Source organism: Melioribacteraceae bacterium 4301-Me (assembly GCA_041538185.1).
In the GTDB taxonomy this organism is placed as follows: Bacteria; Bacteroidota; Ignavibacteria; order Ignavibacteriales; family Melioribacteraceae; genus Pyranulibacter; species Pyranulibacter aquaticus.
The window spans coordinates 1-21,742 of the sequence record JBGORM010000014.1 but is presented as its reverse complement, the minus strand read 5'-3'; the positions used below and the strand labels follow the sequence as shown (position 1 = coordinate 21,742).

At 32.3% G+C, this 21,742-nt stretch carries 17 protein-coding genes; 12 read left to right on the top strand and 5 right to left on the bottom strand.

What is annotated here, in order from left to right:
* Positions 1-64: 64 nt before the first annotated feature.
* Entirely contained in the window at positions 65-553 is a 489-nt protein-coding gene (locus ABRY23_14250) for a cytochrome P460 family protein (GenBank protein ID MFA3784218.1), read from the bottom strand.
* A 220-nt stretch (positions 554-773) separates the two neighbouring features.
* Here ABRY23_14250 and ABRY23_14245 point away from each other — a divergent pair, with 220 nt between their 5' ends.
* From ABRY23_14245 to ABRY23_14235, 3 genes are all read left to right on the top strand, one after another.
* The gene (locus ABRY23_14245; GenBank protein ID MFA3784217.1) at positions 774-2,459 is read left to right on the top strand and encodes a proline--tRNA ligase; all 1,686 of its coding nucleotides are present in this window, start codon (positions 774-776) and stop codon (positions 2,457-2,459) included.
* 57 nt (positions 2,460-2,516) lie between these two features.
* On the top strand, positions 2,517-3,191 hold the full coding sequence (gene rsmI / locus ABRY23_14240) for a 16S rRNA (cytidine(1402)-2'-O)-methyltransferase (GenBank protein MFA3784216.1): 675 nt from the start codon (positions 2,517-2,519) through the stop codon (positions 3,189-3,191).
* 132 nt (positions 3,192-3,323) lie between these two features.
* Positions 3,324-3,875: a NifU family protein gene (locus tag ABRY23_14235; protein ID MFA3784215.1), complete on the top strand. Its 552-nt coding sequence runs from the start codon at positions 3,324-3,326 to the stop codon at positions 3,873-3,875.
* A gap of 113 nt (positions 3,876-3,988) precedes the next feature.
* Here the strand turns inward: ABRY23_14235 and ABRY23_14230 are convergent, their stop codons facing one another.
* Complete coding sequence (locus tag ABRY23_14230; protein MFA3784214.1) at positions 3,989-5,326, bottom strand: KamA family radical SAM protein; 1,338 nt, start codon at positions 5,324-5,326, stop codon at positions 3,989-3,991.
* A 183-nt stretch (positions 5,327-5,509) separates the two neighbouring features.
* Positions 5,510-5,674 carry a hypothetical protein gene (locus tag ABRY23_14225; GenBank protein ID MFA3784213.1) on the bottom strand — a complete coding sequence of 55 codons (165 nt, stop codon included), beginning with the start codon at positions 5,672-5,674 and terminating at the stop codon, positions 5,510-5,512.
* 335 nt (positions 5,675-6,009) lie between these two features.
* Here ABRY23_14225 and ABRY23_14220 point away from each other — a divergent pair, with 335 nt between their 5' ends.
* The 9 genes from ABRY23_14220 to ABRY23_14180 all read left to right on the top strand — a co-directional run bounded on the left by ABRY23_14220 (position 6,010) and on the right by ABRY23_14180 (position 18,736).
* Complete coding sequence (locus tag ABRY23_14220) at positions 6,010-7,353, top strand: type II secretion system F family protein (protein MFA3784212.1); 1,344 nt, start codon at positions 6,010-6,012, stop codon at positions 7,351-7,353.
* Between the two features lie 15 nt (positions 7,354-7,368).
* The gene (locus ABRY23_14215) at positions 7,369-9,162 is read left to right on the top strand and encodes a GspE/PulE family protein (GenBank protein ID MFA3784211.1); all 1,794 of its coding nucleotides are present in this window, start codon (positions 7,369-7,371) and stop codon (positions 9,160-9,162) included.
* Between the two features lie 64 nt (positions 9,163-9,226).
* Positions 9,227-10,453 carry a type IV pilus twitching motility protein PilT gene (locus ABRY23_14210; GenBank protein ID MFA3784210.1) on the top strand — a complete coding sequence of 409 codons (1,227 nt, stop codon included), beginning with the start codon at positions 9,227-9,229 and terminating at the stop codon, positions 10,451-10,453.
* Positions 10,454-10,456: 3 nt separating this feature from the next.
* Complete coding sequence (locus tag ABRY23_14205; protein MFA3784209.1) at positions 10,457-12,022, top strand: hypothetical protein; 1,566 nt, start codon at positions 10,457-10,459, stop codon at positions 12,020-12,022.
* On the top strand, positions 12,012-12,899 hold the full coding sequence (locus tag ABRY23_14200; protein ID MFA3784208.1) for a hypothetical protein: 888 nt from the start codon (positions 12,012-12,014) through the stop codon (positions 12,897-12,899). Before ABRY23_14205 ends, ABRY23_14200 begins: the two co-directional genes overlap by 11 nt.
* Position 12,900: 1 nt before the next feature.
* Positions 12,901-14,163: a type II secretion system protein GspD gene (locus ABRY23_14195; GenBank protein MFA3784207.1), complete on the top strand. Its 1,263-nt coding sequence runs from the start codon at positions 12,901-12,903 to the stop codon at positions 14,161-14,163.
* Positions 14,153-14,539 (top strand): response regulator, encoded by a 387-nt coding sequence (locus ABRY23_14190; protein ID MFA3784206.1) that lies wholly within the window; start codon positions 14,153-14,155, stop codon positions 14,537-14,539. Before ABRY23_14195 ends, ABRY23_14190 begins: the two co-directional genes overlap by 11 nt.
* A complete protein-coding gene (locus tag ABRY23_14185; protein ID MFA3784205.1) occupies positions 14,529-18,065 on the top strand; it encodes a response regulator in 3,537 nt (1,178 codons plus the stop codon). The genes ABRY23_14190 and ABRY23_14185 overlap by 11 nt, the downstream gene beginning before the upstream one ends.
* Positions 18,062-18,736, top strand: a complete 675-nt coding sequence (locus ABRY23_14180) for a response regulator transcription factor (protein MFA3784204.1) — start codon at positions 18,062-18,064, stop codon at positions 18,734-18,736. Before ABRY23_14185 ends, ABRY23_14180 begins: the two co-directional genes overlap by 4 nt.
* Here ABRY23_14180 and ABRY23_14175 read toward each other — a convergent pair.
* Both ABRY23_14175 and ABRY23_14170 read right to left on the bottom strand, forming a co-directional pair.
* Entirely contained in the window at positions 18,717-19,820 is a 1,104-nt protein-coding gene (locus tag ABRY23_14175; GenBank protein ID MFA3784203.1) for a hybrid sensor histidine kinase/response regulator, read from the bottom strand. The two genes, ABRY23_14180 and ABRY23_14175, sit on opposite strands and share 20 nt — an antisense overlap.
* 4 nt (positions 19,821-19,824) lie before the next feature.
* Positions 19,825-21,174 (bottom strand): sigma-54-dependent transcriptional regulator, encoded by a 1,350-nt coding sequence (locus ABRY23_14170; protein MFA3784202.1) that lies wholly within the window; start codon positions 21,172-21,174, stop codon positions 19,825-19,827.
* Between the last annotated feature and the right edge of the window lie 568 nt (positions 21,175-21,742).

Here is a 21,742-nt window from a genome sequence, read left to right as displayed (position 1 = left end):
CTGTACCCCATTTTTACACAGCAGAAATATTTTTTGGTCAGTGTGTGTTTAGATTTTAATTATCTTATTTTCTATACTGACTAAATACATAATCGTTATTTTTTTGTGATAAATGGCAACTGAAACACTCGCCGTACATATTTTTTACAATCCTTTCTTTTGTGTCGCCATTAAATCCCTCAAAACCCCAGCCGCCAGTATCTTTAAATTTCTTAGAATCTTTTTCCATAACACCTACTACTTTCCTACTGCCTTCAGCAATGGCGTTATCTGAATTTACTGCTTCTAATAAGTCAAATACAATAACTGAACCGTCCTTAAATTTTTTGTTGGACTTATATGCCTCAAGTGCAATCTTATTTGCATAAATATGATGAATGCCCCCAAACGCTTCATATAGCGGGTGACCCTTCTCTAAGACAAGAGTTTTAACATGCGTCCAGTTTCTATAACCTGTAGGGTACTTAACTATGGTGTCACTGCTGTCAGTTAATAAAAAAGCAGTTAATGTGAGGCAAATAACAACCACCGCAAAAATATATTGTTTTTTCATGGCTTACTCCATTAAAAATTTTTAGTTAAATAAGTTAATTAGGATTCCTAACTAATTTAATATATAATTAAATTAAAGTCAACTTTAATTTTTTGCAGTAATTATAGAATATGAATAGGAAATGCTGAAGAACTAAGTCGCTTAGTATCAGCTATACCATAGGCTTTTATTCACTTATTCCTTATTTTTGCAAATCATTTTAATAAAATGGTTAACTTAAATGAGATTAAGTAGTTATTTTGTACCGACACTTAAAGAAATCCCATCTGATGCAATAATTCCAAGTCATGTTCTAATGATTAGAGCTGGACTGATAAGAATGGTTTCTGCAGGTATTTACTCATTCTTGCCAATGGGTTATAGAGTTGTAAAAAAAATTATTGAAATTATTCGAGAAGAGATGGATGCTATTGGCGGGCAGGAATTTCATTTGCCAGCGTTAAATCCCAAAGAAATTTGGGAACAGACCGGCAGAGTTGAAGCTTTTGGTGATACACTTTTTCACGTAAAAAATAGAGATTATGTCTTAGCTCCAACTCATGAAGAAATAATGGCTTTTCATGCGAAAGGCTCGTTGACGTCGTATAAAGATTTGCCTCAAATTTGGTATCAAATTCAAACAAAATTTAGAAACGAGCCGAGGCCAAGAAGCGGTGTAATTCGTGGACGACAATTTCTAATGAAAGATTCATATACTTTTGATAGATCTTATGAAGACTTAGATAAAAGCTATGCACTTCACGATAAAGCCTACAGAAAAATATTCGATAGATGCGGCTTAAAATATTTTGTGGTTGGTGCTTCAAGTGGGGCAATGGGCGGCAGCAAGTCAGAAGAATTTATGGTAAAATCTGAAGCTGGCGAAGATACTGTAGCATATTGTGAAAATTGTGGTTATGCCGCTAATGTGGAAGTGGCTCAATCTAATGTTCAATCTGTGAAAAGAAATGAAAAGTCTGAACCATTAAAAGAGATTTATACACCAAACGTAAAATCAATTGATGAGCTTTGTAACTTTCTAAAAATAAAAGAAGAACAATGTGCTAAGTCAAGAATTTATATTAATGAAGGTAATCCAATACTCGTCCTTATGTTAGGTAATGATGAAGTAAATGAAAGTAAGTTACAGTTAATTACTGGTTCTGCAGTTCGTCCTGCTCACCCAGATGAGTTGAAAGAAATTGCAGGCGCTGATGCTGGTTCAATTGGACCTGTGGGCTTTAAGTATAGAATAATTGCCGACAATCGTTTGAAAAATGCAAACAATATGTTTAGCGGCGCAAATAAAAACGATTATCATCTCGGAGGAATTGATTTTAATAGAGATATACCTAACATTGAATTTTTTGATTTGCGTATAGTTCAAGCCAATGAAAGCTGCGTTCGATGTGGTTCAAAACTCGATGTTTTCAAGGCTATAGAACTCGGTCATATTTTTAAGTTGGGTACCAAGTATTCAGAAGCACTTGGTGTAAATTATCTTGATGAAAAAGGGGAAGAACATCCAATTGTGATGGGCAGCTATGGAATAGGCGTTGAGAGAATTTTTGCATGCTTTATAGAGCAAAATTACGATGAAAAGGGAATTGTTTGGTCTAAGCCTCTTTCTCCTTTTGATGTCCATATCATTGCGTTAAATATGAAAAGTAAATTAATTTCTGAAACTGCGGAACTAATTTATAGCCGTTTAAAAGAAGAGGGATTTGAAGTTCTCTACGATGATAGAGATGGCATAACTGCCGGCTTTAAATTCAATGATGCTGATTTACTTGGAATGCCTCTTCAAATAATTGTAGGCGAAAAAAATTTAAAAGATGGTAATGTGGAAGTAAAAATTAGAAAAACTGGTGAGAAGAGGATTTATAAGATTTCTGAACTTCATCAAGAAATAAAAAAATTGTTATGAATAAATGAGCAATAAGCAATATTATTAGTTAGGATGCTGTGCTAATTGAGTTAAGTTATGACATCAAAACTTTATCTTGTTCCTACGCCCATAGGCAATTATAAGGATATTACAATACGCGCACTTGAAGTACTTAACGATGTAGATTTTATAATTTGTGAAGAATTCAAAGAAGCGCGTCGACTGCTTTCTCACTTTAAGATTGAAAAGCCCCTTGTTTCATTAAATGAGCACAACGAAAAAGAGGCTTCCGAAGAGATTTTTCAAAATATAAAAAGTGGAAAAACCGCCGCAATTATTTCTGATTGCGGCACTCCGCTCTTTTCTGATCCGGGGTTACCTTTGGTGCAAATGTGCATTGATTCAAATATAGATATAATTTCGCTGCCGGGTGCTAACTCTCTTCTACCCGCATTAGTTGCCTCAGGTTTCGATATAAGTAAATTTTATTACGCAGGATGGCTGTCACCTAAAAAAGATTTAAGAAAAAAAGAACTGATAAAATTAAAAGCAAAAAAAGAATTAATTGTAATAATGGAAACACCTTATCGATTAAAATTAATTTTAACCGATGTTGAGAGAATATTTGGAGGTGATATAAATATTTGTTTAGCGTATAACCTTACTTTGCCCACAGAAAAGTTATATCGAGGTACTGCTTCTGAAATTTTAAGTATTGCTAAAAGAGAGAATTTGAAAGGAGAATTTGTGCTGATTATTAATAACAAATAATTAAAATTGAACCCAATATGAAGATTCTTATTCTACCATGCTTATCATTTAATAATTGAATAAGAATCAATTTTTTTATAAGATTGCCTGAAATAAAAATTGTGTTTAACATTCTAATAGAAAGGTAAAAAAATGTTAATTGTACAAGATGTAGATTTGACACCCAATCCTCAAGCGCTAAAATTTATATTAAATGAAAGACTGCTTATTAAAGAGGCAAGAAATTTTAAGAACAAACAAGAAGCTGAAAACGACCCTTTAGCTAAAGGGATTTTTGAAATTGAAGGAGTTGTCTCTGTTTTTTATATGGACCGCTTCATTACTATTGAAAAAGATCCTAAAGTAAGCTGGGGCCAAATTCAAAGACCATTTGTAAATTTCATGAAGAACTTTGATAAATCGTTAATTCCACCGGAAAAAGAAGTTGTAATTAATTCAGAAGAAGAAAATGAAATGCTTAAAAAGATTAATGAGATTTTAAACTTTAGAGTTAGACCAGCTTTAGCTGGTGACGGCGGTGGCTTAGAAGTTACAGGTATAGAAGGATATACTGTTAAAATTAGATATCAGGGTGCATGTGGAAGCTGCCCAAGTTCTATAAGAGGTACTTTAGTAGCAATTGAAAACTTGTTGAAACGAGAAGTTAATCCAGCTATAGAAGTAGTATCAGCAGATGAATATTAGAGCCAATAGCCTAAAGTGCATTGAGTTATTTGTTAACTAAAAATTTTTTATCTAAGTAAAAATTGGCTCTTGCTCTTCAACTTTTAGTTATTTATTTCGTGAACGAAAAAGTTTTACTCAAAATTCTCTGACTCGTCATCATAAATATGTTCATTAAACATTTCCTCAAGTTCTTTTTCGAAGAAAAATGTTTCTTTGCCAAAAGCAGGTTTTAACTCATCAAGCCAAATTGCATTCTTATCATACTTAGCAAAAAATGGCTTTGCTACCCAATCGGGGTTTCTTCCTTGCAGAAATCTCAGCACAAAAACTTTTTCGTTGTCTACTTCTTCTATCCCAAGCACTTGAATTTTCCCAGGTGTTGTACTCATACTAGGACCCCTTACAGTTCTGCATACACCACTTACATTCTGATATGCCTGTCTAAAAATTTGCCAAGCATTTTCTAATGTTACACCAAAAAATTCTTGAGCGCCCGTATCTCTAGCAACAAACATGTAGTAAGGTATGCAGTTGTTGTTTACTTGAAGTCGCCAAAGCTCAGACCAAATTTCTGGGGAATCATTAATATGTTTTAGTATAGGTGATTGAGTTCTAATTTGTCCACCCGTTGCTCTTATTCTTTTTATTGCTTCTTCTGCTGCTTTTGTTTTTAGTTCAACTGGATGATTGAAATGTGCCATCACTGCCAAGTTTTTTTTGGATTTAACAATTTTTTCAAATAATCTGATAAGATCATCTGAGTCCTTATCATCTGTAAAACGATATGGCCAGTAACCAATAGCTTTCGTACCTATTCGGATTGTTTGTATGTTCCATAATTCATCATCTAATAAGGGTTCTATATATGTAGATAATATTTTTGTTTTCATTATTAATGGGTCGCCGCCTGTAAACAGAACATCTGTTATCTCTCTGTGATTCTTTAAATATTCTACTAGCAACTCGGTTTCCCTCATGGCAAATTTCAGCTCGTTAAGTCCAACAAATTGTGGCCAACGAAAACAAAAAGTACAATATGCATGGCAAGTTTGACCTTGACTTGGGAAGAAAAGAACTGTCTCTCGGTATTTATGCTGCATGCCATTTAACTCAATACCGTTTATAGTGGGTACATTGTGTAGTTGTCCTGCTGGATGAGGATTTAACTCCATTCTAATTGAATTAGCAGTTTGTGTGATTATATTTCTATCATTACTTTCATTAATTGTTTTTTCCATTAGACTATAGTGTGATTCTTTAAGCATTTCACGGCGCGGAAAAGTTAAAGTAAAAATTGGATCATCGGGAATATTACTCCAGTCAATTAATTCCTCAATTACGTAGTTATTTGTTTTAAAGGGGAGCACATTTCCAACAACAATAATTGCTCTTTTTTCTTCTTCACTTAAGTTTTTAATTTGTGGTAATTCATTAAAGTTTCGCAATGTGTATGACTTGTAATTTTTCATTACCACCTCCGTCTTTTGTTTATAATGCTAAAAAAACAGCTTAAATTGGTTAGAATAAAGATTTGTAGTTAGTCAACTGTGACAGTCAAGTGCGCAAGATAAAAAATTTTTTGAGGAATGCAAGTAAGTTTAGAACTTAAATTAATATAGCCAAATAGAAAAGCGGCTTTTGAAAATGCCGCTTTATTTTAATGTGGCAACCTTATTCACATCATCTAATCGAACGAACTTTTCTTGAAATTTATAACTGCCATTGGCAGTCTTAATGGTCTTTATAAACTTAACATTCACCACATTTGATTTTACTTTTGTTTTTGCTTTATCTGCAAAAGATTGTTGTTTCGCCATTTAATTCACCTTCAAAATTTTGCTGACAAAACTAAGCAAAAAATTCAACAAAAGAAAATTACATGTTAATTTGTTAATTCCTCTGCTGATGTATTAATTCTGTAATGACCTAAGAAAAAGTAATTCTAATTTGATTTAGTATTAACGAAATTGGAAAACTCTCGATAATAAAATGGTGTGCTCTTTAATGTGAGTACGGGTAAGTTATTATTGTTTATTAATTGCTGGTTTTTTGGCTAATTAAGTTTACGATTAACTTTTTTACATAATTTTCATAAATTGAACAACAGCAAACGATTTTTTGTATTATATTAAAAAAATAAATTTTATATGCTATGATAGAAGTTAGATTTAATGCCATAAAACCATCTGGACAATTAGTAAGCGGGAGCTTAAGCTATCCCACATTCAGGGAGGCAAAGAAAAAAATTCACGCACTCGCAGAGAAAAATCGGCTTAAAATTCAAAAAATTGAAAAAAAGTCAACGTACATATATAAGGTAAAAAGAGGTTCTGAAAAGCCAATTGTAGGTGAACAAAGAGCTTATAGTAAAGAAGAAGTTGCAAATGCATTAAGAAAGTTGGGTTACGAAGTAATTTCAGTAAATAAAAAATTAATAGAATTTAGCTTAAAGCCGCCACAGCAAGAAATAGTTTCGTACGTTAAAATTAGTGCTGAGTTATTAGAGCAAAAGCTGCCTTATAGTGAAATTCTTACTTTATTAATTAACGATATACAGAACAAGACGTTAAAAGAAACACTAAAGCAAATAAACAATGAATTAAAGAAAGGTGCAGATAGTGAAGTCACCTTTATGCGTTATCAAAGCGTATTTGGGAAATTTACTGCTTATATGCTTGGATTAGCATCCAAGAGCGGTAATATGGCCGAAATTTATAGAGCAACTGCAAAATTCTTAGAACGCCGTCAAGAGTTCAAAAAAAATCTGAGAAGTGCTTTAATTACACCTCTGGTTACTTTGTTTGTATTATTTCTTGCTGTAATTTTTTATGTCGGATACATATTCCCAGAAACAGCTAAATTGTTTATTAAATTTAAGATAAAATTACCACCTTTGACTGCTGCTACATTAAAGATTAGCGATTTCTTTATGAATAATATTGGGATAATAATTTTTTTAATTATTGTCCCGCCAGTTGTTTTTTTGTATTGGTCGAGAACTACTAAGGGTAAACTTTTTGTCGATAAAATGATGCTAAAAATACCCATCATGGGTACTTTAATTCATAAGACCTTAATTGAGGTTTTTTGCAGAGTATTTTACACACTTTACAGTGGTTCTGCAGAAAGCATTGAGCCGATTAGAATAGCAGCCGAAGCCACAGGAAATAGTTACTTCGAGCAGCAAATAAAACAAGTAGCTATCCCGCTGATGATTAAAAGAGGTATTGGCATCACCGAAGCATTTGAAGCATGTGGAGTTTTTACCGAGACTGCAATTTCCAGATTTCATTCCGGAGAAGAAACCGGAACTATTAAAAATACTGCACTCCAATTAGCAAATTATTATGAAAGCGAGACGGTCTTTCGTCTTAAAAATATAATAGAATTAGTTCAAGTAATGATTGCGATGATAATAATGGTTGTAATGATTGCATTAACATTAATATCTGCTGAGACAGCTACTATTAGTCCAAAGTCACCAATAATGCAATGAAACAGAGGTAAGAAAATGGCAGTGTTGGAATCACAATTAGAAATAACAGACAAAATAGGCTACCTTCTTTTAAAAAAGGGAATTATCGATAATAAAATTTTAGAACAAGCATTAAAGATAAAGGAAAATGATCAAACTAAACTGAAAAGAAACCTTGCGCAGATATTAGTAGACGAGTTCGGTTTTGACCACGATGTAATTTTTAGGGAAGTTGCAGTTCTTTACGCATTTAAGGAATTGAATTTTAAACCAGAAGAACTACCTGAGGAAAGAATTTCTGAAATTAGATCTATGATGGAAAAATATGGTCAAGAAGTTAAAGATATGCTGTTTAAATATCGTGTCATCCCATTTAAATATGATGAAAAAATAAAAGATAAACTAATACTTGCTGCAGTAGACCCAACAGAACGCGCATTAGCTAAAATTGCTTATTTGCTGAATGCTAAAAAGTATGAAATAAACTATTTGCGAAAAAAAGATTATGATAAATTGATACAAGTACTCGTCGGTTCAGAAAACGAGTATCTGAAAATGCTGGAAGAAGTAGGTGAAGAAATTAGTGTTATTCCCGAAGAAACTACAATTAGCGAAGAAGAACTTGATGCAGAAATAAATAAAAGTGCACTTATCAATTTGGTTGAAGCAGCCTTAGTGGAAGGTACAAGAAAAGGTGCTAGTGATATACATTTGATACCTAAACCAGGCAATAAAACAGAAATTCATTTTAGAATTGATGGTAAATTAATGCTATGGCACACACAGGAAAATACAATGCCAGAAGCTGTAATGGCTGTTGTTAAAGATCGTTCAAAAGGATTGGATAGATTTGAAAGAGAAAGAGCGCAGGATGGCTTTATGCAAAGGGAAATCGATGGGCATATAATTCGTTTTAGAGTTTCTGTTCTGCCAGTAGTTGGTACAGAATTAAAAAACAAGTTTGAAAGCATTGTTATTAGAATACTCGATGATAGAAAGGTTATAAAAGACTTAAACAAGCTTGGTTTGACAGGCTATGCACAGCAAGCATTTGTAAAAGCAATTAACCAACCACAAGGTATGATAATTCTTACTGGTCCTACTGGAAGTGGAAAAAGTACAACATTAATTGCTGCACTTTATCAAGTTATTAATCCAACTAAGAATGTACTTACTGTTGAAGACCCAGTAGAATATGTAATTGAGGGGGCACGGCAGTTAAAAATTGGTCACAAAATGAATTTTGAACAGGCAATACGCTCTATATTACGCCACGACCCCGATATTGTGCTGGTTGGTGAAATAAGAGATAAGGAAACTGCTGAAACTGCAATTAAACTTGCAAATACTGGCCACTTAACTTTTTCAACTTTGCACACAAACGACGCTCCAAGTGCAATAGCTCGTTTATACAAAATGGGTGTTGAACCGTTTCTTATTGCATATGCAATAAATATTATCGTCGCACAAAGATTAATACGCAAGCTTTGTGAACATTGTAAAAGAAAGATAGCAAATCCACAAGAGGTTATTGCCTCAGCTGGTTTAAGATGGGACGAATGGAAGGATTATGATATTTATGAAGCGGTAGGATGCGAAAAATGTAATAATACTGGCTATAGAGGAAGAATGGCTATACACGAAGCTCTGTATTTTACAAAAGAGATTAAAAAGATAATTGTAAGTTCCGGAAGTGAAGTTGATGAAGAAGCTATAAGAGAACAAGCACGCAAAGATGGAACTATTAGTTTAAGAGAATCCGGCTTCGAAAAAGTTAAATTAGGACTTACTTCAATTCAAGAGGTTATTGCTGCTACTATGGAGGACTAATATTTGCTAACTGAATATTAATGTTAAGTGAAATGTATATTTTTTTATTAATTCGGAAATACTAATGGAACATCCCGGTAAAATAGCTCTTTCAAATTTTACAAGCAGCATACCTAAAACAGTATTAGACTCAGAACGAGTTAACTATATAGCTGACCATATTGATAAACTTTCAGAAGATGAAAAATCGCACATATATGATTTAACAAATCTAATCCTTTCAAAAATGATTGAAAAAGAAGCTTCAGATATTGAAATAGGAGGCTTTGGCTCTGATGAACATGTTTGGTTTAGAATTTTTGGTGTTAAACAAAGAGTCTTAGATTTACCAAAATTTACACTTGACGAAGCAAACTTGTTGATACTTTCGTTATTGAACAGAAACCAAAGAAAATATTTGCTTGAACAGCGTAACCTTGATTTTAGTTATACATTCCATTATCCAAAATTAAATACTAATGTAAGATTTCGTGCCGATGCATACTTTGATCTTGATAACCTGACCCTTAATATGAGGTATATCTCTGCAAATTTAAGAACCATTGAATCACTTGGCTTTCATCCTATGGCAATTAAAACAATGAGTCATAGTTATATTAAATTTGGACTGTCACTTGTAACTGGAATCACAGGCTCTGGTAAATCAACTACCCTTGATGCAATTATCGATTACCATAATAACTTTGACCCATGCCATATTGTAATTATTGCTTCTCCAGTTGAGTATGTGCATAAATCTAAAAAATCAATAATTAAACATAGAGAAGTAGGAAGAGATACTTTATCGTTTAAAGACGGGGTTATTCAGTCATTAAGGCAAGACCCGGATATAATTGTCATTGGTGAAATGCGGGACCCGGAAACTATTTTAGCCGCCTTAGAGGTAACAGATACAGGTCATAAGGTATTTTCTACCTTACATACCTCTTCAGCTGTGGAGTCAATAGATAGAATAATTGCTGAAGTTAATCCAATAGAGCAAGAAAGAGTAAGAAATCGTCTTGCGGATGTTTTAATTTCAATTGTTTCCCAAAAGTTAGTTCCTGGCTTAGATGGCAAGCTTGTTCTTGCAAAAGAAGTACTTTTAGTCACTCCAAGTGTTAGAGCTGCCATAAAAAATAATAATACAAGCGAAATTTACATGATGATTAATCAAGGGTTATCGCAGGGAATGATTACTATGGAACAAGATTTGATAAGGTTATTCACCGAAAGAAAAATTTCTAAGGATACAGCTATAGCCTATGCAAATAATAAAACAAGAATTCTTCAACTAATGAATGCGGTGTAGTAAATGAAACCAGTTATTTGTATATATTGTGAGGGTAGCGATACAAAACTTGCTGTAGTTTCAAAAGAAAAGGAAACTCTAAAGATTCTTAGAGTAGCTTCCCTTAACATGTCCGAAGCATTAATCTCGCCGCTTTCTAAACATGACATAGAAGGAAGTCTGAACTCAATTAGTTTGTCAGAAGATATTAATTTTGAAAACTTAGATGAATTAGACAGTGGTACTCCTTCATATAAAGATACTTCAGATATTTCAAGACTTAATGATGCACTTGCGGGCTTGGCGTTAAAAAGATTACAGTTTATTCCAATTATATCCGAGCCAACTGTAAATTTTCACCTTTATGAGGGACAGCGCGAACTTAGCAAGAAAAAATTAATTGATAACATAATTAAAGATATTCAGGAAGTTAAAGGCATTTCAGTCTCTCCAGATTCACTAGATTATATCGAAATGAATGACAAGGCATTGCTCAGCTTGTTTATCGAAGGTGACTTGCCGTGTGTAAACTTAGTAAATCTATTAGCTAATTATAACAAAAGAAGGTACTATAAAATTCCAACTATTAAAACAGCCGAGCTTTCATTGGCTTATTATGTTTCTAAAACAAATCAGTTTTTCCCGGAAGACCATACGCTTATAATATATATTGGCAAAGAATACAGCAAACTAATATTCCTTGAGGGGCAAAATCTTAAACATATTGGTGCAACATTAGACATTGGTACTAAAAATCTTCATACCTACGATGTTTATTTTTCTAAAATATTACTTGAAATGGAAAACGGCGGCATTAATAAATTAGACAATATCATTGTTTGTGGAGAGGACAGATCAGAAAACTTACTTTTATCTTTTTACGGTACATTCCCCGAAGCTAATGTTTCAGAATTGAAGTTTGATCCTTTTGATTTAGAGTTGATTAATGAAGATGAAAGAAAAAATCTTGCTCTATATGCTATTCCACTTTCAGTTGCAGTCGAATATTTTGATGAGCTAAATAAAGAATATTCTGGAGTAAATTTCCTACCAAAATATATTCAAGAGAATCAAAAGTTTTTACAATTTGGTTGGCACAGCTACGCTCTGCTTCCTGTTTTATTTGCTACAGCATTTTTCTTTACCTTTAGAATACTTAGCACTTACCAGGAGATGAAAAAATTAGACATGGAAATAGAAAAACTTACTTTAAGACAATCTCAAAATCAGGCTTTGGCAGACCAAATTACACCTTTAAGTATTAGGATTAATAATTTTGATAAAACACAAGCAATATTAGATTCTGCTGCTGTTGGAACTGAAGTTTGGACTAAAACTCTCTCTTTAATTTCAGATTTCGTCGAAAGACGTAGAAATTTTTGGGTAACTAAACTTGATGATTCAGAAAATAAAGAAATTAAAATTACTGGTTATTCATTATCGAGAAGTGTTCTTACAGAATTTGCCCAGTATGCTAATCGTGCAGTGCTTAAAAACATAAATTATGAACCGCTAAGAGATAAAACAGCCTTTTCTTATACAATTGGTTTTAAAATAAATGAGGATTCCAATAAGGTAAATGGGAAGTAAATTTAAAAATACTCTTATCATTGTAGTTATTATTGTTCTTATTGCTCTTAGCGGCGGTATCTATAATTTTATTGTTCAAAGAGGAAAAGTAAAAGAGAAAGAAAAAAAGATAAAAGATTTGAAGATGTTTCAGATGGATACTGCAGAACTGGAAAAACAGCTTTACGAACTTAAAATTAAAGTAGCGGAATTAGACTCAATTTTAGCATTAAGAAAGTATAATATACCATACAACTTGCCGCAATCTAATTTTTTTGACTTTGTTAACAGGGTATCGTTTTCGTTTTCACCTAATTCTTATGTGAACATTTTATTTAACCAAATGGAAACAAGTAAAAATTATAATATATATCATTATACCTTAGACGGCGTTGCGGAATACAATGATTTATATCGATTAATTTACTCAATTGAAGAAAGCAAAGAATTAAAAAAAATAAGCGCACTTAACCTAACAAATAACGTAAAAGTCGATTCCACTGGAATGCCACATTATTTGGTTGCATTTAAGTTTAATGTGGCTGTTTATTTCTCCAACAACGATCAGTTATCGGTAAAAAATATAAAAGAAAATCAGTTAGAACCTAATCCGCAATATGATTTCTTTTATCCCTTAATAAGAAACGAAATACCACCGAACAAAGAACACTTGTTAGATGTCCAAACAGCAAAGTTGCTTGCATTAATTCCCGATGGTGCTTTTCTATCGGATGCTTCTGGAAACACTTTTCTGCTGTGGGAAGGCGATGCGGTTTATCTTGGCTATTTAACTCAAATTGATTATCAAAATAATCAAGTTAAATTTATTCTAAATAAAGGAGGAATTATAGAAAACGTAGTTCTCCAATTAGATAAAGAAAAAAAACAGAGTAAATAAAATGAAAAAGATTATTTTTTTGTTCGTTTTAATAGGATTGACATTTACTGCATATGCACAAATTGACTTAAAGGATAAATTGAGAGGCTATGTCAATCCAGCTGAACTTGTTACTTTGTCTGAAAATATCCCGTTCGAACAAGCAATTTTGGTTATCAGCAAAGTAAGTGAAAAAACAACCGGCAAAAAGGTGCTTTCATTAGTCGGCGATGACTCGCCCATCGGTTTAGAAATAAATAATATGCAGTTTATGAAAGCACTCACAATTATTGTGCAATATAAAAACTATATGTACGAAGAAACACCAACCTCAATAATTGTTAAGAAAAAAGAGTCTGAAAAAAATGCCAATTTAGGAAAAGATGTTTATGCACCTGTAGATGAAAGAGAAGTTAAAATAAGCGCTCTAATGTTCGAGGCTAATGTGTCCGCAATGAGAGAAAGAGGAATAAATTGGCAATATTTGCTATCCAGAAGCGGTTTGAAAATTGGCAGTGAGTTGATTACAATTCAAGATAACCCTAATCAAAATCAAAGCGGAGGTACTACTACTGGTACAGGCACAAGCACCACTACTCAAAACCCACCACAGTTTAACATATCTAATCAAACAGACTTTACTATGGGTAAATTTGATGGTACGGTTACAGGATTATTTAGGTTTTTTGAAGACGAAAACTTAGGCGAAATTATTTCAATGCCGACAGTTTCGGTAAGGAACGGCATTGAAGGTATGACTCAAGTCGGCTCGGATATTTCTATTAAAGAGAGAGATTTTGCCGGCAATTTAATTGATAAGTTTTATTCAACAGGCACTATAATAAATGTTACACCATATATTTATAATGAACAAGGTGTGAATTATATTTTATTAAAACTGCACGTTGAACGAAGTTCGGCTACACCGGGTGTGTTAAGCACCGAGATACAAAAAACTCAGGCTAATACAAGTGTTCTTCTTTTAGATGGTGAAGAGACTGTAATAGGCGGTCTTTATGTTAACGAGGAGACAGTAGTTAGACGTGGTATACCATTTTTAAAAGATTTGCCATGGTGGTTCTTTGGTCTTAGATATATATTCGGTTATGATTCAAAACAAACAACAAAAAAAGAAGTAATTATACTTATTAAGGCAAATATACTACCCACACTTAAAGAAAGAGCTTCGATGGAAAAGAAAGAAAATGTGCTAAAACAGCAGCATGAAGAAAATTTAAAACAATTAGAAAAGTATAAACCGAAGTCAGAAAAAAATGACAATTAACATGTCAAACATTTTAATTGTTGACGATGACTATAAATTATGTGAAGTGCTTGCCGAAGAGTTAGAAGAATTGGGTTTTCAAACAAACGCTACCCATAGTGTATCTGAAACAATAAAGTTCCTCCAAAAAAATAAAAACATTGACTTAATACTTCTCGATCTAAAATTGCCCGATAAAGATGGTTTATCTTTCTTAAAAATGTTAAAGGAAAATAATCTTGATTATAAAGTAATAATATTAACAGCGTTTGCTGATATTCAGAGCGCAATAGAATCCGAAAGATTGGGGGTTTGTGACTTCATTAGTAAACCGTACGATTTTGATGAATTGGTTAATTCAATAAATAAGGCTTTGCAGAAAGATTATGAGACTTAGCGTTAGACTTCTGATTTTTGCTTTTGTAATAGTATTGTTTGTCTCCGTTGCATCCTTGTTTATTTTTTATTCATTAACTTCTAAACTTTTGACCGATAGACAAACACAGGATGTTTTAAATTCGGCTAACGACTTTGTTTTTGCATTCCAAAATTCAATTGAAAAAGTCGATGAGGATTTTCATAAGATCTATACCGCAGCGCAAAGCATTAATAAATTGAACTTAGATTCAACATCAATAGATTTTGTCTTTGCATTAATTAATGATTCGTTAATTGATAAAAAGAATTTTCAAGTAAAAAAATCAGCTTATTTAAACATAAGTGTAAATACAATATCACAATTTTTTAATCAAAATCAGAGCGCTGTTCTTAGATATCAACAAATTCCTAAAGGAAATATCGTTTACTACGGAAAGATAATTAATTCTATTTTTTTGGATGAACTATCTCAAAAGATAAGAGCAGAAATAGCCTTGCTTAATAATAATATTCCAGTTGAACTTTCTCATGAAAATAAAACTCAAAATTACCTTTTAGGCATTATTGAAGCAGCAAAATATTTAAAGTACAAGAACAATTTTGATCTTTACACTAATGAACTTGAAAATGTTGACTTAGCTGCTACATTTTATAACCCGAAATTGTTACTGACGCCTGGTGCAAAAATAAGCTTTATAATTTTTAAACCGTTTGAAGCAGTGGTTCAACTTAAAGCTACTCTTCGTATGGTAATGATTATCATTGTTCTTACTGGCAGTGCATTAACTTTTATTTTTTTACTTTTATTTACAGTTAAACTTCGTAAGCAAATTTCACTTATAGGCGAAGTTGTTTCATTGACAAGTAAAGGTGAATTTGATAGCAGAGTTAAGGTTATTTCGAAAGATGAAATTGGACGGCTTGGAGCCGCTTTTAATAAAATGCTGGATGAAATAAGTCGTAGTAAAAAAATTGAAAAGGACTATTCAGACTTTATTACACTTATAAATCAAAATCCCACGTTAAAGGAAATTTCTGATGCAACACTTTCAAAGATTATTAAGACCAGTGGTTTAACTTTTGGTGCTCTCTATGTGTTGGAAGGCAAAGAACTAAATTTAGCGGCTTCATTCGGCGTGGGCAAAGAAGTCTTTGATCAAAAAAAAATTGTTGATTTTTATAACAATGTTGTAGAAAATAAAGAACCATTAGAATTTAAGTTCAACGACAATTTTCCGGAAGTAAGAACAGGAATAGCAGTAATAAAAATTAAGTACTTATTAGTTTACCCAATAGTTTATAATAAAAGAGTAATAGCAGTTTTAGAACTGGCATCAGACAGCGAGCCAGCTAACAACATAAAAGAATATATCGTAAGCATTCAAGAACAATTGGCAATTGGTTTGACAAATGCCATTGCATTAAAACAGCTTGAAGATTTAGTTAATAAGCTTAAAAAGCTTAACGAAGAATATCAAAAACAAAATGAACAGATTTCAGAACAAAATGAACAATTGAAAATTCTCCATAATCAATTAAAAGAGAAAGCAGATGAACTTGATGTGCAAAGAAAAAATGCTTTGGAGCTTACAAAGGTTAAATCGCAGTTTTTGGCTAGTATGTCCCACGAACTAAAAACACCTTTAATATCAGTATTAGGCTTAACAGAACTAATGCTTAAAGACGAATTATTGACCTCTAAAACTAAGGAAAGATTAAATATAATTTTGCGTAATGGGAAAAGACTGCTGACCCTTATAAACAACATACTCGATTTTTCTCGTTTGGAGTCAGGCAAAATTGAGGTAAAAAAAGAAACTTTCCTTTTAAGCGATTTGATTGAAGAAGTTGAAATTAGTGTGGAAAATTTAGCATTAGAAAAAAAACTTGAGTATATAGTTCAATTACCTCGTGAATATGATTTGCTGATAAATACAGATAAATTTAAGCTGGAACAAGTTCTTATAAATCTGTTGACCAATGCAGTTAAATTTACTGAAAAAGGATTTGTAAAATTAAAAGTGGAATTAAGTGAAAATGATTCTATAATTTTTTCTGTTGAAGATTCTGGTATTGGTATTTCAGAGGCTAATTTGCAAAACATTTTTGATGAATTTAAACAAGCCGATTCTGGTATATCGAGGAAATACGGCGGTGTGGGATTAGGCTTAACAATATGTAAAAAGTATATTGAACTGATGGGGAGCAACTTAAATGTAAAAAGCAAAGTTAATGAGGGTTCGTCTTTTTATTTTAAATTGGATGATGTGTTAGTAGATAAAATTGTTAAAGTAAATGAGAAATTTTTAAAAGCAGAAATAATAAAAGACACGGAACAAACCTCTCAATTAGAAATTGTAATTATCAATCATAATAAAGAAATATCTAAACTTATTTCAGATTATTTGAATTCCTATAACTTTAGAACGTATGTTTTCTCATCCTTTAATGATGGTGTTCTCTCATCTGCCAAACTTCAACCACATACAATTGTAATGGAAACAGCTGTTAACGATGGTAATTGCTGGAACGCTATAGTTAATCTGAAAAAAAGTCCACTTACGGAAAAGGCAAATATTATCATAATATCGATATTAGAAAAAGAAAAAGTAGGTTGGGCGTTTAATGCTGATGAGTACTTAATTTCGCCTGTTGAGTTAAATAAATTTAAAAGTGCAATAGAATCATATGAAAACTTGACACAAAAAAAGGTAAAAGAAATATGGTCTTTAATCGAAAATGAAAACGAGCTTATTTTGATAAGAAACTTTTTAGGCGAAAAGTGCAAGCTCGTTAATTTTGAAAGTGAAAAAAATCTTTTAGAAAGAATTGATAGTTGTACAGCTGATATGTTCTTGTTTGATTTAATTTACAAGTCAAATTCTATTTTTAGTTTATTCTTGAAAATAGAACAAAAGAGAACTATTAGGGATATACCCAAACTGATTAAGATAAATGAATTAATAACACCACAAAATGTTAAAGAGTTAAACGAGAGCTTCAACAAAGTTGCATCGAAAACAAAAAATCATCCGTTGGATATTTTAAAAGTAATACGTGACAAAGTCGGTATAAAAGAAGAGCAGGTAGAAAAAAGAGTGATGCATGAATTAGCTTCATTGCGAAAGAATAAAAATGAAACGTATGAAAATGCTTTTGAGCAAAGGCCTAAAGTTTTAGTTGTTGATGATGACCGTGATACGCTTTTTACTATTGGTGAAATTCTAAAAGAACTTAACTACGATGTAATTTTTGCACATGATGGTTTAGAATGTTTGTTAATCTTAAATCATACTGAACCGGATTTAATTCTTTTAGATATTATGATGCCTCAAATGGATGGTTTTGAAACAATTAAAAGAATAAAAACTGACCATAAAGAAAAAAATTTTCCAATAATTGCTTTAACTGCTTACGCAATGTTAGATAATAAAAATGTCATTGAAAAAAATGGGTTTAATGATTTAATTACAAAACCAATAGATACAGGCATCTTAGCACAAAAAGTTCGTAAGTATATAAATGTTAAAGTGAAACAACTATGAAAAAAATTTTAATAATTGATGACCATGCTGACAATGTTTTTTTATTAAAAGACCGTTTAGAAAAGGAAGGATTTGAAATCCTTACAGCTTATGATGGTGAATCTGGAATTAGTAAAGCAAAAGAGGATTTGCCCGACTTAATACTTTTGGATATAATGATGCCAGGGTTATCAGGCTATGAAGTTTGTAAAACACTTCAGAGTGACCCAAATACCAAAACAATTCCTATAATTTTAGTAACAGCGTTAACTGAGGCAGAGAACTTAAAAGAAGGTCTGCAGGCTGGTGCATTTGATTATATTCGCAAACCGTATAATAAGGTTGAGCTAATTGCAAGAATTAATTCGGCATTGCGCTTTAAGGAAACAAACCAATTGTTATTGGAGATCGAAAAGATTAAAACGTTTGCGGCAACAGTCGTAACCGCAAACCACGAAATAAAACAGCCGCTTACTTTAATTAATCTCTCTACAGCAGCTTTAAGACGTGAACTAAACAAGGATGAAATTTCTAAAGAAGCTATACTTAAAAGAATCCAATTTATTGAAGATGCGGCTAAAGATATAATTGCTGTTTTAGAAAAGCTCGGCTCAATCAAAAAACCTGTATTTACAGATTATGTAAATGATTTAAGAATGATAGACATAAAATCTAATAATGAACAGTCTTAGTTGATAACAACTCTTTTACAATTGAAAACAGCTGGTCAAAATTATAAGGCTTTAACAGAATTTTTTCAACTTTCATTTCTTTTAGTTCCTCAATTTTGTTTTCAGAAGTCGAACCTGTAGCTAAAATGATTGGGACATTAATTTTCATTTCACGAATTTTTTTGACGCAGACTGTTCCTTCAATATCTGGCAATTTTTGATCTAAAATGATTAAATCAGGTAAATACCCGCTTTTTAGCATTGATAATAATGTGTATCCATCTTCAGATACTGACACATTAAAATCATGAGAACTTAATAAGTCTGCTAAAAGCTCTCTTAAGGCGGGCTCATCTTCAGCAATTAATATTGTTCTGTTCTTTGTCAAGTTTTCATTATTATTAATTTCTACAGCTGGAAGTTGGATTTTGAATTCCGTTCCCTTACCAACTTCACTATCAACTTCAATTGTTCCATTATATTGTTCAACTACTTGCTTGACTATACTTAAACCGTAACCTCTTTTTGTACGAACGGTCTTTGTTGAATATTCTTCATTAAATATTTTTGCGATATTTTGTTTATCAATACCTTTTCCAGTGTCACTTATTGTTACTGTTACATAATTGCTGGATGAAAAAAGGTCAATGTTTTTTAGTGGTGGCGGTAAATTTGAATTGTAAGCGTAAATACTAATTGTGCCGGAGTTTTCGATGGCTTCGAAAGAGTTGGTAATTAAATTCATAAATAGTCTATAAATTTCAGAATATCTTCCTAAGATTGGACTCAAATTAGGTGCGATATTTAAATCAAATGTAATGTGCTGCTGTGACTTGAATGTATTTGTTATTTCAGTAATAATTGGTCCAATATAAATTAATCTTCTTGATGTTGACTTTTCTTTATCTGATAAGCTAAATTCTTCGATGAGCTCAGCAGCAATATTCACACTGTTTTCAATTGTATTGATTAGCGGGAGAACTTCTTTATCGTTTTGTATTTTATTTTTGAGTAGATCTAATGTGTTGGATATTCTTGTTAGTATATTGTTAAGGTCATGAGCCAGGTGAGCTGTTGAATTCCTTTTTATAGATTCTTTTCCCATTCTTTTACGATTTAAGGTTGTAGCGTTTGATTTTTGTGTACAAAGTTTTTTGACTTATACCTAAAGCTTTGGCGCTGTTTTCTCTGTTCCAATTGTGTAAATCTAATACTTTCTTTATATGAATTTTTTCTAATTCTTCGAGAGTGGGAATGCTGTTATTGTTTTGGGAATCATAATAAGAAAAGTTAAAAGATTCTTTGGGTACATTAATGTCTTTAGGGAAAATGATATCACCTTCAGAAAATATTATGGCTCTTTCTATCATGTGCTCAAGTTCTCTAACATTACCCGGAAAGTTATATCTAAGCAAATCAAGTTTAGCTTCGGGAGAGAGCCTTTTAAGGGATCTTATAGGAGATTTTTTTTGCAGGAAATATTCTGCGAGCAATATGATATCGTTACCTCTTTCTCTTAAGGGCGGAACGGTAAGTGTAATCACGTTTAAACGAAAGAGAAGGTCCCTTCGGAAATTTTTCTTTTCAGCCTCTTCCATTAAATTTTTGTTTGTTGCTCCTATTATTCGAACGTTTGAAGATAAGTTAGTAATCCCGCCTATTCTTCTAAATTCTCCATTCTCAAGAAATCGTAAAAGTTTTGGTTGTAATGTTAAACTTAACTCACCTATTTCATCTAAAAATAGAGTGCCGCCATCGGCAATTTCTACTAAACCTTGCTTGGAAGTTTTTGCATCTGTGAAGGCACCCTTTTCGTACCCAAACAATTCTGTTTCAATTAATTGATCTGGTAATGATGCACAGTTAATAGCAACGAAAGGTTTATCGGCACGGTTGGAATTTTTATGAATAAATTCGGCTAAAAGCTCCTTTCCGGTTCCGGTTTCTCCTTCTAATAAAATATTTGAATCAGACTTTGCAGCTTTTTCAGCTAAGGCAATTACATTTCTAATACTTTCGCTTTCGCCAATAATAGTTGAAGGTGAAGAAGAACTTAATTTAGAAGCCAATATTTTATTTTGTAAAAGCAGTTTTTTGTGTTCTATAGCGCGCTCTATAGTTACACATAATTGTCCAAATTCATAAGGTTTGGAAATAAAATCATAAGCACCCTGTTTAATACAATCGATTGCCGTTCTTACTTCAGAAATTGCTGTTAGTATTATTACTTGAGTGGAAGGACAATTTTCTTGTGCAAATTTTAGAACTGCTTGCCCGGGTATTTCTTTCATTTCTAAATCAAGAAGAAGTGCATCATAGTTTTTTTTCTTGAGCGATTGCATCGCATCCTTGCCATCATAAACAACGTCAACATCATAACCCTCATTTACTAACTCTTCTTTTAGAAGATAACATAATGTTTCATCATCATCTGCTATTAAGATTTTTCCTTTACTCATGAAATATGATTTTTTTTGATACATTTTTAATATATGAAAAAATACAGATAAAACCATTAGTTTTGCTTAGGGTTTGAGAGACAGAATGACAAACTGCTGTCAGTTTTATTTTTTATTTCAAAATTATTTTTAGATAAATCTCTAAAAGATAGCTGATGTTTTGATGAAAAAACCGTTGTTGGATTTTGTTTGTTAATTGATTTAGCCTTATATTCACACACTAAATTTTAAAATTTTTCTAGCGTTCTTTTTTGTATATGTAATTCTGGACGTTTCGGCCTTGATGAAGCCTGTTAAAGGTTATATATTGAAAGGAATATCAAAATAAAAAGGTTCGTAGCACAGGGGTAGAGCACTCCGACTTTTAAGGAAAGTCGGAGGGGTCGGTGGTTCTAAAAATGATGGTAAATAAAACGGGCGCGTAGCTCAGGGGTAGAGCACTCCGACTTTTAAGAAAAGTCGGAGGGGTCGGTGGTTCTAAAAATGATGATAAATAAAACGGGCGCGTAGCACAGGGGTAGAGCACTCCGACTTTTAAGAAAAGTCGGAGGGGTCGGTGGTTCTAAAA

Bases quoted from the DNA above. Each gene is read 5' to 3' on its own strand.
- ABRY23_14235 (MFA3784215.1), top strand. From the start codon at position 3,324: ATGTTAATTGTACAAGATGTAGATTTGACACCCAATCCTCAAGCGCTA.
- ABRY23_14220 (MFA3784212.1), top strand. From the start codon at position 6,010: ATGATAGAAGTTAGATTTAATGCCATAAAACCATCTGGACAATTAGTA.
- ABRY23_14250 (MFA3784218.1), bottom strand. From the start codon at position 553: ATGAAAAAACAATATATTTTTGCGGTGGTTGTTATTTGCCTCACATTA.
- ABRY23_14245 (MFA3784217.1), top strand. From the start codon at position 774: ATGAGATTAAGTAGTTATTTTGTACCGACACTTAAAGAAATCCCATCT.
- ABRY23_14200 (MFA3784208.1), top strand. From the start codon at position 12,012: ATGGGAAGTAAATTTAAAAATACTCTTATCATTGTAGTTATTATTGTT.
- rsmI (MFA3784216.1), top strand. From the start codon at position 2,517: ATGACATCAAAACTTTATCTTGTTCCTACGCCCATAGGCAATTATAAG.
- ABRY23_14230 (MFA3784214.1), bottom strand. From the start codon at position 5,326: ATGAAAAATTACAAGTCATACACATTGCGAAACTTTAATGAATTACCA.
- ABRY23_14185 (MFA3784205.1), top strand. From the start codon at position 14,529: ATGAGACTTAGCGTTAGACTTCTGATTTTTGCTTTTGTAATAGTATTG.
- ABRY23_14195 (MFA3784207.1), top strand. From the start codon at position 12,901: ATGAAAAAGATTATTTTTTTGTTCGTTTTAATAGGATTGACATTTACT.
- ABRY23_14180 (MFA3784204.1), top strand. From the start codon at position 18,062: ATGAAAAAAATTTTAATAATTGATGACCATGCTGACAATGTTTTTTTA.
- ABRY23_14225 (MFA3784213.1), bottom strand. From the start codon at position 5,674: ATGGCGAAACAACAATCTTTTGCAGATAAAGCAAAAACAAAAGTAAAA.
- ABRY23_14170 (MFA3784202.1), bottom strand. From the start codon at position 21,174: ATGAGTAAAGGAAAAATCTTAATAGCAGATGATGATGAAACATTATGT.
- ABRY23_14215 (MFA3784211.1), top strand. From the start codon at position 7,369: ATGGCAGTGTTGGAATCACAATTAGAAATAACAGACAAAATAGGCTAC.
- ABRY23_14175 (MFA3784203.1), bottom strand. From the start codon at position 19,820: ATGGGAAAAGAATCTATAAAAAGGAATTCAACAGCTCACCTGGCTCAT.
- ABRY23_14190 (MFA3784206.1), top strand. From the start codon at position 14,153: ATGACAATTAACATGTCAAACATTTTAATTGTTGACGATGACTATAAA.
- ABRY23_14205 (MFA3784209.1), top strand. From the start codon at position 10,457: ATGAAACCAGTTATTTGTATATATTGTGAGGGTAGCGATACAAAACTT.
- ABRY23_14210 (MFA3784210.1), top strand. From the start codon at position 9,227: ATGGAACATCCCGGTAAAATAGCTCTTTCAAATTTTACAAGCAGCATA.